Source organism: Mycobacterium sp. 360MFTsu5.1 (genome assembly GCF_000383495.1).
In the GTDB taxonomy this organism is placed as follows: domain Bacteria; phylum Actinomycetota; class Actinomycetes; order Mycobacteriales; family Mycobacteriaceae; genus Mycobacterium; species Mycobacterium mucogenicum_B.
Window position 1 is genome coordinate 389,791 of sequence record NZ_KB911468.1, and the last position, 15,953, is coordinate 405,743.

Annotated in this window: 10 protein-coding genes, 3 rRNA genes and 1 pseudogene; 5 read left to right on the top strand and 9 right to left on the bottom strand. The window is 63.1% G+C overall.

What is annotated here, in order from left to right; all coding sequences use genetic code 11:
- Position 1: 1 nt before the first annotated feature.
- From H289_RS0119015 to H289_RS0119025, 3 genes are all read right to left on the bottom strand, one after another.
- The gene (locus H289_RS0119015) at positions 2-889 is read right to left on the bottom strand and encodes a tetratricopeptide repeat protein (RefSeq protein ID WP_029105440.1); all 888 of its coding nucleotides are present in this window, start codon (positions 887-889) and stop codon (positions 2-4) included.
- 13 nt (positions 890-902) lie between these two features.
- Positions 903-1,262, bottom strand: a complete 360-nt coding sequence (locus H289_RS0119020; RefSeq protein WP_020102407.1) for a DUF3817 domain-containing protein — start codon at positions 1,260-1,262, stop codon at positions 903-905.
- Positions 1,263-1,325: 63 nt separating this feature from the next.
- Positions 1,326-2,507, bottom strand: a complete 1,182-nt coding sequence (locus H289_RS0119025; RefSeq protein ID WP_029105441.1) for an acetyl-CoA C-acetyltransferase — start codon at positions 2,505-2,507, stop codon at positions 1,326-1,328.
- 83 nt (positions 2,508-2,590) lie between these two features.
- On the opposite strand from H289_RS0119025, the gene mce reads away from it, so the two are divergent.
- Positions 2,591-3,064, top strand: coding sequence for a methylmalonyl-CoA epimerase (mce, locus tag H289_RS0119030; RefSeq protein ID WP_020102409.1), 474 nt, complete (start codon positions 2,591-2,593; stop codon positions 3,062-3,064).
- 7 nt (positions 3,065-3,071) lie between these two features.
- Here the strand turns inward: mce and H289_RS32525 are convergent, their stop codons facing one another.
- On the bottom strand, positions 3,072-3,359 hold the full coding sequence (locus tag H289_RS32525; protein ID WP_081633469.1) for an Rv1322 family protein: 288 nt from the start codon (positions 3,357-3,359) through the stop codon (positions 3,072-3,074).
- Positions 3,359-4,039, bottom strand: coding sequence for an endonuclease NucS (nucS, locus tag H289_RS0119035; RefSeq protein WP_020102410.1), 681 nt, complete (start codon positions 4,037-4,039; stop codon positions 3,359-3,361). The genes H289_RS32525 and nucS overlap by 1 nt, the downstream gene beginning before the upstream one ends.
- A 64-nt stretch (positions 4,040-4,103) precedes the next feature.
- Here nucS and H289_RS30840 point away from each other — a divergent pair.
- Both H289_RS30840 and H289_RS0119045 read left to right on the top strand, forming a co-directional pair.
- A pseudogene (locus tag H289_RS30840) lies at positions 4,104-5,706 on the top strand (adenylate/guanylate cyclase domain-containing protein).
- 43 nt (positions 5,707-5,749) lie between these two features.
- A complete protein-coding gene (locus H289_RS0119045; RefSeq protein ID WP_155944177.1) occupies positions 5,750-6,046 on the top strand; it encodes a hypothetical protein in 297 nt (98 codons plus the stop codon).
- Position 6,047: 1 nt separating this feature from the next.
- Here the strand turns inward: H289_RS0119045 and H289_RS33905 are convergent, their stop codons facing one another.
- Positions 6,048-8,150, bottom strand: coding sequence for a DUF1214 domain-containing protein (locus H289_RS33905; protein WP_081633470.1), 2,103 nt, complete (start codon positions 8,148-8,150; stop codon positions 6,048-6,050).
- A gap of 160 nt (positions 8,151-8,310) precedes the next feature.
- Between H289_RS33905 and H289_RS0119055 the strand changes: the two genes are divergently transcribed.
- Both H289_RS0119055 and H289_RS0119060 read left to right on the top strand, forming a co-directional pair.
- Positions 8,311-9,831: a DNA-3-methyladenine glycosylase 2 family protein gene (locus tag H289_RS0119055; RefSeq protein WP_020102415.1), complete on the top strand. Its 1,521-nt coding sequence runs from the start codon at positions 8,311-8,313 to the stop codon at positions 9,829-9,831.
- Entirely contained in the window at positions 9,828-10,337 is a 510-nt protein-coding gene (locus H289_RS0119060) for a methylated-DNA--[protein]-cysteine S-methyltransferase (RefSeq protein ID WP_020102416.1), read from the top strand. Before H289_RS0119055 ends, H289_RS0119060 begins: the two co-directional genes overlap by 4 nt.
- A gap of 110 nt (positions 10,338-10,447) precedes the next feature.
- Here the strand turns inward: H289_RS0119060 and rrf are convergent.
- From rrf to H289_RS0119075, 3 genes are all read right to left on the bottom strand, one after another.
- Positions 10,448-10,561: ribosomal RNA gene (rrf, locus tag H289_RS0119065) — 5S ribosomal RNA — on the bottom strand.
- Positions 10,562-10,718: 157 nt separating this feature from the next.
- Positions 10,719-13,827: ribosomal RNA gene (locus tag H289_RS0119070) — 23S ribosomal RNA — on the bottom strand.
- Between the two features lie 428 nt (positions 13,828-14,255).
- Positions 14,256-15,772 (bottom strand): 16S ribosomal RNA (locus H289_RS0119075).
- The 16S, 23S and 5S rRNA genes sit together here, the layout of an rRNA operon.
- Positions 15,773-15,953: the final 181 nt, after the last annotated feature.

Below are 15,953 nucleotides of genomic sequence, written 5' to 3' on the forward strand. Positions count from 1 at the left end.
CCTAGTAGAGCGCGTTGGCGAGGTTGCGCCGGCCCGCGATGACCTCGGGGTCGGCCGGGTCGAACAGGTCGAACAACTCGATGAGCCGGGTCCGCACGCGGGTGCGGTCGTCGCCCGAGGTCTTCTTGACGAGCGCGATGAGCCGGTTGAACGCGCCGTCGACGTCGCGCTGGAAGAGCTGCACGTCGGCGGCGGCGAAGGCCAGGTCGATGTCGTCGGGCGAGGCGTCGGCGAGACGCACGGCCTCGGGGCGCTGCGCGGACGCGCGCTGCAGGAACGCGATCTGCTGTACGGCGCCCTTGGCCTCGACGTGCGCCGGGTCGGCGTCGAGGATCGCCTGGTACGCGGCCAAGGCGCCGTCGAAATCGCCGCTGTCGAGGAACTCGCGGGCCTGCGCGAGCGCGGGGTCGACCTGCTCCTCCTCGCCTTCGGCGCCGCCACCGAGCTTGCCGGCGGTCGCCTGCAACAGCGAGTCCACCCAGCGCCGCAGCTGATCCGCCGGCTGGCCGCCTTCGAAGCTCGTGATCGGCTGCCCACCGGCGAGCGCGACGACCGTCGGGACACCCTGGATGCCGAACATCTGGGCAATGCGCGGCGTGGTGTCGACGTTCACGGTGCCGAACGACCACTTGCCACCGTCCTCGGCGGCCAACGCGGACAGCGTCTGCCCCAGCTGAACACTCGAGTCGCTGCGCGGCGACCACAGCAGCACGACGACCGGCACCTCGCCGGAACGAATCAACACCTCGGCTTCGAGATTGGCCTCGGTGATCTCGATGCCACCAGGCGCGCCACCGGCAGCGGCAGCACCTTCGGCAGGACGGTTTTTGAGCGCGGAGAGGTCCACCGCGCCAGCCAGCGCGGGACCGATGGGACGCGGACGAGTCACGCTCTCCAGTCTGTCACGCGACGGCCGACGGCTCCGGTTCACCCTCGGCGGCACGGGCCTCGACAGCCAGCGCACCGCTTCGTTCGGCCCACCGCAGGAACACCACGCTGGCCAGCGGCACGATGCTCGCCAGCGCTGCCGACACCCAGGTGAGCAGCGACCAGCGTGCGGCCCGGCCGACGACCAGTCCGGTGGCCAGGAAGGCCAGGAACACCACGCCGTGGACCATGCCGAAGATGTGCACGCCGACCTCGGTGCGGGGCGTACCGACGTACTTGAAGTACATGCCGATCAGCAGCCCGACCCAGCTGACGGCCTCGGCCATCGCGATCAGACGAAACCAGCCCGCCACCCGGGACACCACAGCGCTCATGGCGCCATTGTGCCCGAGTGACGGGCTGACTACTACGAGGCGTAGTTCACACCTCGCGGAAAACTAAGGACGACGCAGGATCAGGGCGTCACCCTGACCGCCGGCGCCACACAGCGCCGCGACGGCGTAACCCGAACCCTTGCGGGCCAGCTCCAGCGCCGCGTGCAGCGTGATGCGGGCGCCGGACATGCCGATCGGGTGGCCGATGGCGATGGCGCCACCGTTGACATTGACCTTGGCGCCGTCGACGCCCAGCTCCTTGGTCGAGGCCAGCGACACCGCCGCGAAGGCCTCGTTGATCTCGATGACGTCGAGCTGGTCGACGGTGATGCCCTCGCGCTCGACGGCCTTCTTGATGGCGTTGGCCGGCTGGCTCTGCAGCGTCGAGTCCGGGCCGGCGACGACGCCGTGCGCACCGATCTCGCACAGCCAGGTCAGACCCAGCGACTCGGCCTTCTCCTTGCTCATGACCACGACGGCACACGCGCCGTCAGAGATCTGCGACGACGAACCCGCGGTGATGGTGCCGTCCTTGCGGAACGCCGGCTTCAGGCCGCCCAGCGACTCGGCGGTGGTGTTGCCCCGGATGCCCTCGTCCTCGGCGAACTCGATCGGGTCGCCCTTGCGCTGCGGGATGGACACCGCAACGACCTCGTCGGCAAAGACGCCGTCCTTCCACGCGGCCGCGGCCTTCTGGTGCGACTGCGCGGCGAATTCGTCCTGCTCGGCGCGGGTGAACTTGTCCTGATCGTTGCGCTGCTCGGTCAGGGCGCCCATCGGCTGGTCGGTGAAGACGTCGTGCAGGCCGTCGTACGCCAGGTGATCCAGCGCGGTGACATTGCCGTACTTGTAGCCCTCACGGCTCTTGGGCAGCAGGTGCGGGGCCTGGCTCATGGACTCCTGGCCACCGGCCACCACGACCTCGAACTCACCGGCACGAATCAGCTGGTCAGCAAGGGCGATGGCGTCGATACCCGACAGGCACATCTTGTTGATGGTCAGCGCCGGGACGTCCCACGGGATGCCCGCGCCGACGGCGGACTGGCGCGCAGGCATCTGGCCCGCACCGGCCGTCAGGACCTGGCCCATGATCACGTAATCGACCTGCGAAGCCTCGACGCCGGCCTTCTCGAGCGCGCCCTTGATCGCGACAGCGCCCAGGTCGCTACCCGAGAAATCCTTCAGCGAACCCATCAACTTGCCCACCGGAGTGCGGGCTCCGGCAACAATTACCGAGGTCGTCATTTCCATCCTCCAACAAATCTGTAACGGCTAATGTGGCCGATCACACAGGCGCAAATTCGGTCGTATCAGGTTACCTTTACGTTATGACCACCGAACACGTCGATGCCCGTCCGGCGCTGGCCAGCGCCCTCGTGACCGCTATTGATCACGTCGGTATCGCCGTGCCGGATCTGGACGCCGCGATTCGGTGGTACCACGACCACCTCGGCATGATCGTCCTGCACGAAGAGGTCAACGAGGACCAGGGCGTCCGTGAGGCCATGCTCTCCGTCCGTGGCGCGCCCGTCGGCAGCGCCCAGATTCAGCTGCTGGCCCCGCTCGACGAAAAATCGACCATCGCCAAGTTCATCGACACCCGCGGCCCCGGCCTGCAGCAGCTGGCCTACCGGACCAGCGACATCGATGCCCTGTCCGAGCGCCTGCGCGCCGACGGCGTCCGCCTGCTGTACGAAGCGCCGCGCCGCGGCACCGCCAACTCGCGCATCAACTTCATCCACCCGAAGGATGCCGGCGGCGTGCTGATCGAGCTGGTCGAGCCGGCCGCCGAAGCACACTGAGCCTGAACTAGGACCACCTTCGCGTCGGTCCCCGGTTTCCCCGATTCGCCCAGCACGGCGTGTGCCAATGCCGGCGGTCTTCGGCGTCGTCGACTCTTAGTACCACCACATGCGCTGTGCCCGGCCGGATTTCGTGATCGCATCCCGGGCACCGATAGGTCTTGACCGCGCGGGAACCGGCGACGGCCCGCACCTCGTAGTCGTACCCGTCAGGCCCGGTCTCCACCCGGCGCGACGACAGCCCGAGCAGCGGCGGCGGTTCCCGCCGAGGCCGCTCCGGACGTCGCCGAGGCATCAGAACAACCGGAACTCGTCGTTGTCCATGCCGCGCATCTTGTCGTAGTCCAAAGTGACGCAACGGATTCCACGGTCCGTGGCGAGTGTGCGCGCCTGCGGCTTGATCTGCTGAGCGGCGAACACCCCGGCCACCGGCGCCAGCACGCTGTCCCGGTTGAGCAGATCGAGGTACCGCGTCAGCTGCTCGACACCGTCGATCTCACCGCGCCGCTTGATCTCCACCGCAACCGACGCACCGGTCTCGTCGCGGCATAACAGGTCCACCGGACCGATCGGCGTCGGGTATTCGCGGCGCACCAACGTGTAGCCGACGCCCAGCAGCTCGACGTGCTCGGCGAGCAGCTCCTGCAGGTGCGCCTCCACACCGTCCTTCACCAGACCGGGATCGACCCCGAGCTCGTGGCTGGAGTCGTGCTCGATGTCCTCGACCGTGATCCGCAGCTGCTCACCAGCCTTGTTCTCGACGACCCAGACCAGAGCCGAGACGCCGTCCACCGGCGCCTCCTCGACGGTCCAGCACGGCGGCGTCATCCAGTTCAGCGGCTTGTAGGCGCGGTCGTCGGCGTGCACACTCACCGATCCGTCCGCCTTGAACAACAGGAGACGACGGGCCGACGGCAGATGTGCGGTCAAACGTCCGACGTAGTCAACGGTGCACTGGGCGATCACGAGACGCACCCGACCCACCTTAGGGGTATTGAATCCCGGTCCGGACTCGCCCCACGAACTAGGCTGACGACCAATGACTGCGGACCAGACCGGGACGACGCGCCTGGCACGGATACGGGAAGCCATCACCCCGCGTAGCAGCCTGCAGGCCACACCCGAATACGGATCGTGGATTCTGGGCCGCGTTTCCGAGACTCAGCGCCGGCGACGCATCCGCATCCAACTCATCCTCACCACCTTCGTGATCGTCGCGAACATGATCGGCGTCGGCGTCTCGATCCTCATCGAGACGGTGCTGTTCCCGACCCCCAACGTCTTCCGGGCCGATGTCTGGTGGATCACCACGATCGTGGCGCCCGCGTACATCGTGGTCGCCTTCCTCGTCGGCGTGGTGTGGGCGACCAACAGGGTGATCCAGAGCGTGCGCTGGGCCATCGAAGAACGCACCCCGACTATCGAGGACCAGCGCAACACCTTCCGCGCCCCCCGGCCAGCTGACGCGAGTGCTCCTGTCCCTGTGGGGCCTCGGCGCGGTACTGCTGACGACGCTCTACGCATTGCACGACACCCAGTTCATCCCCAAACTGCTGCTGGGCGTCACCTTCCCCGGCATCGTCGTATCCACCAGCTGCAACCTGTACACCGAGTTCGCGCTGCGCCCCGTTGCCGCCGACGCCCTTCAGGCCGGACGACCGCCGTCACGGCTGGCGCCGGGGATCATGGGCCGGACCATGGTCGTGTGGGCGTTCGGTTCCGGCGTGCCGATGCTGGGCGTGCTGCTGGCCGCGGTCTTCGCGCTGACGCAAAGCACGCTCACCCCAACCCAATTCGCGTTCGCCGTGCTGGTGCTCGCGGTGTTCGCGTTGGTGTTCGGCGCGTTGTTGATGTGGATCGTGTCGTGGCTGACTGCCAGCCCGATTCGCATTGTGCGACAAGCACTCAGCCGGGTTGAGCAAGGCGACCTGACCACGGATCTGGTGGTCTTCGACGGCACCGAACTGGGTCAGCTGCAACGCGGATTCAACTCGATGGTGCACGGGCTGCGCGAACGCGAACGAGTGCGCGACCTGTTCGGCCGGCACGTGGGACGTGAGGTCGCTGCGCTTGCCGAGCAGGAGAAGCCACAACTCGGCGGCGAAGAACGCCACGCGGCGGTGATCTTCGTCGACGTCATCGGCTCGACCCAACTGGTGACCAGCCGCCCGGCCGTCGAGGTCGTCGCCCTGCTGAACCGCTTCTTCGCCGTCATCGTCGACGAGGTGGACCGGCACCACGGGTTCGTCAACAAATTCGAAGGCGACGCGGTGCTGGCGGTCTTCGGGGCGCCGGTGTCGTTGCAGTGCACCGAGGGTGACGCCCTGGCAGCCGCCCGGGCCATCGCCTCGCGACTGCGCGACGAAGTGCCCGAACTGCAGGCCGGACTCGGCGTCGCCGCCGGCACCGTGGTGGCCGGCAACGTCGGGGCCAAGGAACGGTTCGAGTACACCGTGATCGGCGAGCCCGTCAATGCGGCGGCCCGACTGTGCGAACTCGCCAAGTCCGTGCCGGGGCATCTCGCGGCCGCCGCCGACATGCTCGACGCGGTCAGCGAATCCGAAAGAGCGCACTGGGCTTTGGGCGACACCGTGACACTGCGCGGGCTCTCCGAAACGACGCAGTTGGCGATCCTGGCCTGAAATTCACATCTGCTTCACACAGATCCGGAGGATCATGGTGATCATGAAGCGATCTCCCGTCATGGCCGCTGCCGCCGGTGCGCTCGCTGTGTCGGTCGCGCTCGCTCCGCAGGCTACGGCTGACCCCACCCTCGACACCGGGGGCTCGGCGGCCGACGTCATCAACAATCTCCAAGCCGAGGGCTACCTCGTCCAGATCAACTGGACCAACGGTTTCGACGTCAAGCCGCTCAACATCTGCTGGGTCACGGGCGTGAACAACCCCGGCAACTTCAAACCGGGCGGCCCGGTGGCCGCGACCGTCTACGTCGACGTGCAGTGCCCGAACCACGAATGGTGAATCACGCCTGAGGGTAGGGCGCGAAGCGCTTCTCGTATCCGGCCTTCCGCTCATCGAGTGCCGCTTGGCGTTGCGCCGCAGTGACATACACCGTCCCGGCCGGCAGCACCGTACCGAGGTCACTGAGCGCCACCACCTGTGAACTCACCTTCGGCAGATTGGTACCGGTGGTGTCGATGTCCTGGAAGCGGATCGAGATGGTCCCCTGGTTGAGGCCACCGGTGGACACCCAGTTCGCCACACCGGGATCGGTCGGCGACACCACGATGGTGTAGCTGCCGTCCGCGTTGGCCACCGACTGCGCGATGTTCAGACTGGTCTGCTGATCCCAGTAGTTCTTGGTGATGGTCCAGTCGTTGGTCACCGGCACAACGAAGTAACCGGCGTCGCCGGGCTTGATGGTCAGCACCAGCGCCTGGTCATCGGCCAACTGGAAGTACCCCGGGCTCTGCACCTGGGTCGACAGGAACGTCGCGTTGCTCTCGGGATCGGTGAAGACGTTGGGCGGCTTCGTCTTTCCCGATGAATCCTTCGTCGCGACGTCCATGTACTGCGGTTCCATCCGCAGCCCGAGCGCGAGGATCACCGACGCTTCCAAGCCCTGCAGGAACCGCGGCATCACCGGCAGCGGCGGGACCAGCGAGACGAGGTTGGTCAGGAACGGGTTGCCGGAGACGGCCGGTCCCAGACCCGGGATGTCGAACCCGCCGATCTGCGCGAACAGGCTGTTTCGGGGGCCGCTCACCCGCTCGATGGACAGGCTCATCGGGTCCTGAGTGTTCCAGTCCGACAGGGTGTTCCGCGCGACGATCAACGTGGTGTCGGTCGGGATCTGCAGATGGTTGGTCTGGCCCGGCTCGGCCGGACGCGAACTCACCGTCACGGTGAAGGAGCCGTCCGGGTTGACCTGCATGTCCTTGGCATTGAGCACCGCGGCCGTCTTGCCGCCGAGGCCCGTCAGCACGCTGAACGTCGTCTCCGCCGGGCGCTCCCCCGGCCCGAACTTCCCGCTGATCACGTACGTCGACGTCGAGTTGACCGCCATCATCCGGTAGATGGTGTCCGGGTTGTCGTAGAGGATCCGCGTGCCGGTGATCGCTTGACCGAACCAATTATGCGGCGGCATAACCATTTCCAGCACCGTCGGCCGCATCGGGTTGAGCAACTGGTATTCCATGGCGGCCTGCTGGGCGTATTCGTCGACCGCCTGGTTCAGCTGGTCCAAATTCGCCTGGTCGGGCCCGCCGACCTGCGAGTACTGCTGCTTGGCGTTCAGCTGGAACGCAAACTTGATGATCGCCTTCATGATCTGCATCGGCAGCGTCTTCACTATGGCGGTGGCTGTCCGCTCGGCGGCCAGCTGCTGCGATGTACCGAGCACCGTGGGCACGCTCTGCAGCGACGACGGCGCGGCCGCCAATGATGTTGTCGCGGAGGTGGATGCGTTCTCACGGCGGGTGACGCCGAGAAGCGCGGACAACGCGGCGTTCTGCAGCGGCGCGACGGGGTTCCCGGACGCGTTCGCCGTCCCGTTCAGGCCCACTGCCGACAGCGCATGCGACACCGCCGCGGTAGCGGCAGCCACCGGAGCGCCGAGCGCCGCCACCGGCGCGACCGCATACACCCGCGGTGCGGAGCCCACCGGAGCGTCGGCCTTCGCCGTCACGGCGACCTGCACCTTCGCCGGCTTCTGAGCCGCCGTCACGGTCGGCGTGGTGGCGACCGTCTTGGTCGTGGGCTTGGTGTCGGGCTCGGATGCCTTGCCGGTGTCGGCCGTGTCCTTGGCAGCCGACGGCTTCTCCGTGTCCGTCTGCGCCGCGGGCCGCTTCGACGACTTCTTCCCCGGGTTCACGCCCGAGCGCTTGGTGCCTTTGTCCTTCTTCGGCTTGTTCGTGTCGGCCTTGTCCCGGTCGCTCTTGGCCGGGCTCTCGCTCTTGGGATGACTGTCCGACGACGCCCCCGCGGCGTCACTCGGTGCGGCGAAGGCGATGCCGGGGCTACTCGCCACCGCCACGCCGATCCCCAGGGCGACCGCCAACGTACCCACCCGGCCGACGAATCTGGCTGCGCCAGTTGACAACTGCTCACGACCGCTGATTGGCATGTGACTCCCCTGAACCCCGACTAGAACGCGTTCCAGTTATAACAGGGCAACGGTCGCACGTCAGCCATTTACGAGACAAATGATTAAATATGTCTCGCCGGCCACGTTGATGTCGATTTTCCGCTAGTGCTCGGGTCTGCCGCATGCCATTGTCGAAGACATGTACGACGACTTCGACCGCTGCTACCGGGCAGTCCAATCCAAGGACGCCCGGTTCGACGGTTGGTTCGTCACGGCCGTCCTCACCACGGGCATCTATTGCCGCCCCAGTTGCCCTGTCCGGCCTCCGTTCGCCCGCAACGTCCGCTTCTACCCGACCGCCGCAGCAGCGCAGCGGGCCGGCTTCCGGGCCTGCAAACGCTGTCGGCCCGACGCATCGCCGGGGTCACCGGAGTGGAACATCCGCACCGACGTCGTCGCCCGTGCCATGCGACTGATCGCCGACGGCACCGTCGACCGCGAGGGAGTCACGGGGCTGGCCGCCAGGCTCGGCTACACCACCCGGCAACTCGAGCGACTGCTCCAGGCCGAGGTGGGCGCGAACCCGTTGGCGCTCGCCCGAGCCCAGCGGAGCCAGACCGCGCGGGTACTCATCGAGACCACCACACTGCCGTTCGGTGATGTCGCGTTCGCCGCGGGCTTTTCCAGCATCCGCCAGTTCAACGACACCATTCGTGAAGTTTGCGCACTCACACCGACCGAACTCCGGCAACGGGCACAGGCGCGCTTCGAACCCAACGAATCCCCCGGCACCGGAACGCTTTCCGTCCGGCTGCCCGTGCGTACGCCTTTCGCCTACGAGGGGGTGTTCGGCCACCTGGCGGCCGGCGCGGTGCCCGGCGTCGAAGAGGTATGCGACGGCACGTTCCGACGTACCCTGCGGCTCCCCAACGGCACCGGCATCGTCGGGCTCTCGCCGAGTGTGGACCATGTGCAGTGCACGCTGATCCTCGACGACTTCCGCGATCTGGCCACCGCCATCGCCCGGTGCCGGCGGCTCCTCGACCTCGATGCCGACCCCGAGGCCGTCATCGACGTCCTCAAGACCGACCAGCACCTGGCGCCCATCGTCGCCAAAGCGCCCGGGCAACGCATCCCGCGCACGGTCGACGAGAACGAGTTGGCACTACGAGTGGTGATCGGCCAGCAGGTGTCCATGAAGGCCGCAGCGACGCACACACGCCGGTTGGCGCTGGCATACGGCACGACGATCAACGACCCGGCGGAAACCCTCACGCATGTCTTCCCGTCCGTCACGCAATTGGCCGAGATCGATCCGAGCCACCTGGCCTTCCCCGAGTCCCGCCGACGCACGCTTGTCACGCTGATCGACGCACTCGCTGCCGGCACCCTGGAGCTCGACGCCGGATCGGATTGGTTGCAGGCCCGAGCTCAGTTGGCCGAACTACCGGGCATCGGACCATGGACTGCCGAGGTGATCGCGATGCGGGGACTCGGCGATCCCGATGCCTTTCCGGCCAGCGACCTCGGCGTTCAGGCCGCGGCCAAACAAGCTGGGCTGCCGGATAATTCACGTCGATTGATCGAGCACAGTGCGCACTGGCGCCCATGGCGCGCCTACGCCACCCAACACCTGTGGACCTCTCTGGATCACGCGGTCAACCAGTGGCCGCCGCTGACCACCAGCTCAACGCAATCACCACAACAGGAGCAGGCATGACCGCCACGTTGCAGACCAGGACCATGCAGAGTCCGGTCGGAACCATCACGATCGCCGGTCGCGACGGGCGCATCCGGCACCTGCGGATGGACGATCAGACGTATGAGCCGAGCCATGACGGCTGGGAACCCGATGAGTCGGCGTTTCCGGAGGCCGTCGATCAACTCACCGCGTACTTCGCCGGCGAACTCCAGGAATTCGATCTGGAGCTCGACCTCGTCGGCACCGAATTCCAGCGCCGTGTCTGGGGTGCGTTGTTGACCATTCCCTACGGCGAAACGCGTTCGTATGGCGAAATCGCCTTGCAGGTCGGATCACCGGGCGCTTCTCGGGCCGTCGGATTGGCGAATGGGCACAATCCCGTCGGCATCATCGTCCCGTGCCATCGGGTAATCGGGGCCAATGGCAGCCTGACCGGATATGGCGGCGGATTGGGCCGTAAGAAGCTGCTGCTCGATCTGGAAAAGAGCCGATCAGGAGCCGAAGAGCCGACGCTGTTCGACTGACGGAATGGCATTTCGGCGCCGTATATTGTCGCGGCGCCGAAATGCAAAAGCGTCCTGAACGCAAAATGCCTCAGCCCCCCGATTTTCATCGGGGGGCTGAGGTAATTTGTGTTCGGCGGTGTCCTACTTTTCCGCCCGTGCAGGGCAGTATCATCGGCGCTGGCAGGCTTAGCTTCCGGGTTCGGGATGGGACCGGGCGTTTCCCTGCCGCTGTTGCCGCCGTAACTCTATTCATTTTACGCCTCCACCAGCCTGTTGGCACCTTTGGGGGTGTTATTTGGTGGTGGGGTGTGGTCTGTTTGATTCTTTTTGTGGTGTGGTTGCGGGCACGGTTGATGTGCAATGTTGTGCGTCTTGTTTACACACATGGGTTTTTTGGGTGTGTGTAAGTTTTCGGCCGGTTAGTGCCAGTTCCCTAAACCCATTGCTGGGTGTGCAGGTCTGGTCTATCGATCCCGTGGTCTGCGGGGGGCCTTATCCCTCTAAAAGGGTGAGAAACCTGGTCTTGGAAGAGGTTTCCCGCTTAGATGCTTTCAGCGGTTATCCTGTCCGAACGTAGCTATCCAGCGGTGCCCCTGGTGGGACAACTGGTAGACCAGAGGTTCGTCCGTCCCGGTCCTCTCGTACTAGGGACAGGTTTCCTCAAGTTTCTGACGCGCGCGGCGGATAGAGACCGAACTGTCTCACGACGTTCTAAACCCAGCTCGCGTGCCGCTTTAATGGGCGAACAGCCCAACCCTTGGGACCTGCTCCAGCCCCAGGATGCGACGAGCCGACATCGAGGTGCCAAACCATCCCGTCGATATGGACTCTTGGGGAAGATCAGCCTGTTATCCCCGGGGTACCTTTTATCCGTTGAGCGACACCCCTTCCACTCGGGGGTGCCGGATCACTAGTCCCGACTTTCGTCCCTGCTCGACTTGTAGGTCTCGCAGTCAAGCTCCCTTGTGCACTTACACTCAACACCTGATTGCCGTCCAGGTTGAGGGAACCTTTGGGCGCCTCCGTTACATTTTAGGAGGCAACCGCCCCAGTTAAACTACCCACCAGGCACTGTCCCTGGACCGGATATACGGTCCGAGGTTAGAAGCCCAATACGATCAGAGTGGTATTTCAACAACGACTCCACACACACTGGCGTGTGCGCTTCACAGTCTCCCACCTATCCTACACAAACCGTACCGAACTCCAATACCAAGTTGTAGTGAAGGTCCCGGGGTCTTTTCGTCCTGCCGCGCGTAACGAGCATCTTTACTCGTAGTGCAATTTCGCCGAGTCTATGGTTGAGACAGTTGAGAAGTCGTTACGCCATTCGTGCAGGTCGGAACTTACCCGACAAGGAATTTCGCTACCTTAGGATGGTTATAGTTACCACCGCCGTTTACTGGGGCTTAAATTCTCCGCTTCACCCCCGAAGGAGTTAACAGGTCCTCTTAACCTTCCAGCACCGGGCAGGCGTCAGTCCGTATACATCGTCTTGCGACTTCGCACGGACCTGTGTTTTTAGTAAACAGTCGCTTCTCACTGGTTTGTGCCACCCCCTCCCGCTACCCACCGCAAGGGTGTTGACGGTATGGAGGTCCCCCTTCTCCCGAAGTTACGGGGGCATTTTGCCGAGTTCCTTAACCATAGTTAACTCGTACGCCTTAGTATTCTCTACCTGACCACCTGTGTTGGTTTGGGGTACGGGCCATGTGTGCACTCGCTAGAGGCTTTTCTTGGCAGCATAGGATCACCGAATTCGCCTCACTCGGCTATGCATCACCTCTCAGACACATGAACGACGGATTTGCCTATCGTTCGTCCTACAGGCTTACCCCGGTATTACCACTGACCGGTACGGCTACCTTCCTGCGTCACCCCATCGCTTGACTACTACCCACCAGGGTCCCACGCAGCCGGCAACACGTGATCCCCGAAAGGATCATCACGTGCCATTTGGATGGTTAGCACAATGGATTCATCACGGACGCACACACACGGGTACGGGAATATCAACCCGTTGTCCATCGACTACGCCTGTCGGCCTCGCCTTAGGTCCCGACTCACCCTGGGCGGACTGGCCTGCCCCAGGAACCCTTGGTCTTTCGGCGGGCAAGGTTCTCACTTGCCTATTCGCTACTCATGCCTGCATTCTCACTCCCACACCCTCCACAACTCGATCACTCGGCTGCTTCACCGGATGCAGGACGCTCCCCTACCCATCCTTGCGGATGCCGCGACTTCGGCGGTGTGCTTGAGCCCCGCTACATTATCGGCGCACAATCACTTGACCAGTGAGCTATTACGCACTCTTTCAAGGGTGGCTGCTTCTAAGCCAACCTCCTGGTTGTCTTCGCGACTGCACATCCTTTTCCACTTAGCACACGCTTAGGGGCCTTAGTCGGCGATCTGGGCTGTTTCCCTCTCGACGCACGGAGCTTATCCCCCGCCGTCTCACTGCCACGCTTTTGTCTTACCGGCATTCGGAGTTTGGCTGACGTCAGTAACCTGGTGAGGCCCATCGGCCATCCAGTAGCTCTACCTCCGGCAAGAAACACGCAACGCTGCACCTAAATGCATTTCGGGGAGAACCAGCTATCACGGAGTTTGATTGGCCTTTCACCCCTACCCACAGCTCATCCCCTCAGTCTTCAACCTAAGTGGGTTCGGGCCTCCACGCGGTCTTACCCGCGCTTCACCCTGGCCATGGGTAGATCACTCCGCTTCGGGTCCAGAACATGCCACTACACCACTTGCGTGGATACGCCCTATTCAGACTCGCTTTCGCTACGGCTACCCCCCACGGGTTAACCTCGCGACATGTCCCTGACTCGCAGGCTCATTCTTCAAAAGGCACGCCATCACCCCACGTAAACGAGGGCTCTGACGGATTGTAGGCACACGGTTTCAGGTACTATTTCACTCCCCTCCCGGGGTACTTTTCACCATTCCCTCACGGTACTAATCCGCTATCGGTCATCAGAAGGTATTTAGGCTTACCGAGTGGTCTCGGCAGATTCACAGCAGATTTCACGGGCCCGCTGCTACTCGGGAACACCATCAAGGCAGACATCGGGTTTTCACGTACGGGACTCTCACCCTCTACGGCAGGCCATCCCAAGCCACTTCCGTTAACCACGACATTTTCTTACTGCCCTCCAGAGGGATAGCCCTGGAAAGATAGGTCCCACAACCCCGCACACACAACCCCTACCCGGTATCACATGCATACGGTTTAGCCTCATCCGCTTTCGCTCGCCACTACTCACGGAATCACAATTGTTTTCTCTTCCTACGGGTACTGAGATGTTTCACTTCCCCGCGTTACCTCCCACACCCTATATATTCAGGCGTGGGTAACACGACATCACTCGTGCTGGGTTTCCCCATTCGGACATCCTCGGATCAACGCTCGGTTGGCAGCTCCCCGAGGCTTATCGCAGCCTCCTACGTCCTTCATCGGCCTCTGATGCCAAGGCATCCACCATGCGCCCTTAAACACTTACGACACAAAAAACCAATTGAAAACAAGAATCAAAATTGCACATCAACACACCACAGACACATACACCCACGACCGAAGCCGTAGGCGACATATTCTGCGTGCATTAGATGCTCGCAACCACTATCCACGAATCAAACACCACACCCCACCACCAAAACCGGTGAGGCAACAACAACCCCCACCACCCCCAACGGAGCGGTGTCTCCCACCCCGTATGGAGGGGAGCGAACGGGCCTGTTGTCTCAGGACCCAACAGTGTGTCTGGCAATTCTTTACGACCAACGCTTTCCAGCCGGCCGAACGTTTGTTGTCATATGCACCCGCCGGACAAGCCCACTACAGGCGCCGGCGACAATCCCAACCATGAACCCCGGCACGGTTGCCGGCATGGGGGAAACCCTGGATCAGGGCATGTAAATGGTGCTCCTTAGAAAGGAGGTGATCCAGCCGCACCTTCCGGTACGGCTACCTTGTTACGACTTCGTCCCAATCGCCGATCCCACCTTCGACGGCTCCCTCCACAAGGGTTAGGCCACCGGCTTCGGGTGTTACCGACTTTCATGACGTGACGGGCGGTGTGTACAAGGCCCGGGAACGTATTCACCGCAGCGTTGCTGATCTGCGATTACTAGCGACTCCGACTTCACGGGGTCGAGTTGCAGACCCCGATCCGAACTGAGACCGGCTTTGAAAGGATTCGCTCCACCTCACGGCATCGCAGCCCTTTGTACCGGCCATTGTAGCATGTGTGAAGCCCTGGACATAAGGGGCATGATGACTTGACGTCATCCCCACCTTCCTCCGAGTTGACCCCGGCAGTCTCCTACGAGTCCCCGGCATAACCCGCTGGCAACATAGGACAAGGGTTGCGCTCGTTGCGGGACTTAACCCAACATCTCACGACACGAGCTGACGACAGCCATGCACCACCTGCACACAGGCCACAAGGGAACCGACATCTCTGCCGGCGTCCTGTGCATGTCAAACCCAGGTAAGGTTCTTCGCGTTGCATCGAATTAATCCACATGCTCCGCCGCTTGTGCGGGCCCCCGTCAATTCCTTTGAGTTTTAGCCTTGCGGCCGTACTCCCCAGGCGGGGTACTTAATGCGTTAGCTACGGCACGGATCCCAAGGAAGGAACCCACACCTAGTACCCACCGTTTACGGCGTGGACTACCAGGGTATCTAATCCTGTTCGCTCCCCACGCTTTCGCTCCTCAGCGTCAGTTACTGCCCAGAGACCCGCCTTCGCCACCGGTGTTCCTCCTGATATCTGCGCATTCCACCGCTACACCAGGAATTCCAGTCTCCCCTGCAGTACTCTAGTCTGCCCGTATCGCCCGCACGCCCACAGTTAAGCTGTGAGTTTTCACGAACAACGCGACAAACCACCTACGAGCTCTTTACGCCCAGTAATTCCGGACAACGCTCGCACCCTACGTATTACCGCGGCTGCTGGCACGTAGTTGGCCGGTGCTTCTTCTCCAGGTACCGTCACTTGCGCTTCGTCCCTGGTGAAAGAGGTTTACAACCCGAAGGCCGTCATCCCTCACGCGGCGTCGCTGCATCAGGCTTGCGCCCATTGTGCAATATTCCCCACTGCTGCCTCCCGTAGGAGTCTGGGCCGTATCTCAGTCCCAGTGTGGCCGGTCACCCTCTCAGGCCGGCTACCCGTCGTCGCCTTGGTAGGCCATTACCCCACCAACAAGCTGATAGGCCGCGGGCCCATCCCACACCGCAAAAGCTTTCCACCACACACCATGAAGCGCGTGGTCCTATTCGGTATTAGACCCAGTTTCCCAGGCTTATCCCAAAGTGCAGGGCAGATCACCCACGTGTTACTCACCCGTTCGCCACTCGAGTACCCCGAAGGGCCTTTCCGTTCGACTTGCATGTGTTAAGCACGCCGCCAGCGTTCGTCCTGAGCCAGGATCAAACTCTCCAAACAAAAACTCCCCATCCAAAGACAGGGCAGAATCCAGTTCAGAACAATCTGACCTAAACAAAAGACACCAAAAACTGGCATCAAAAAAACAACCACACCCCACAAACGGGAAAACACGAGGTGCAGTCAAAAAACAACAAACAAAAACCACCAAACACACTATTGAGTTCTCAAACAACACGCC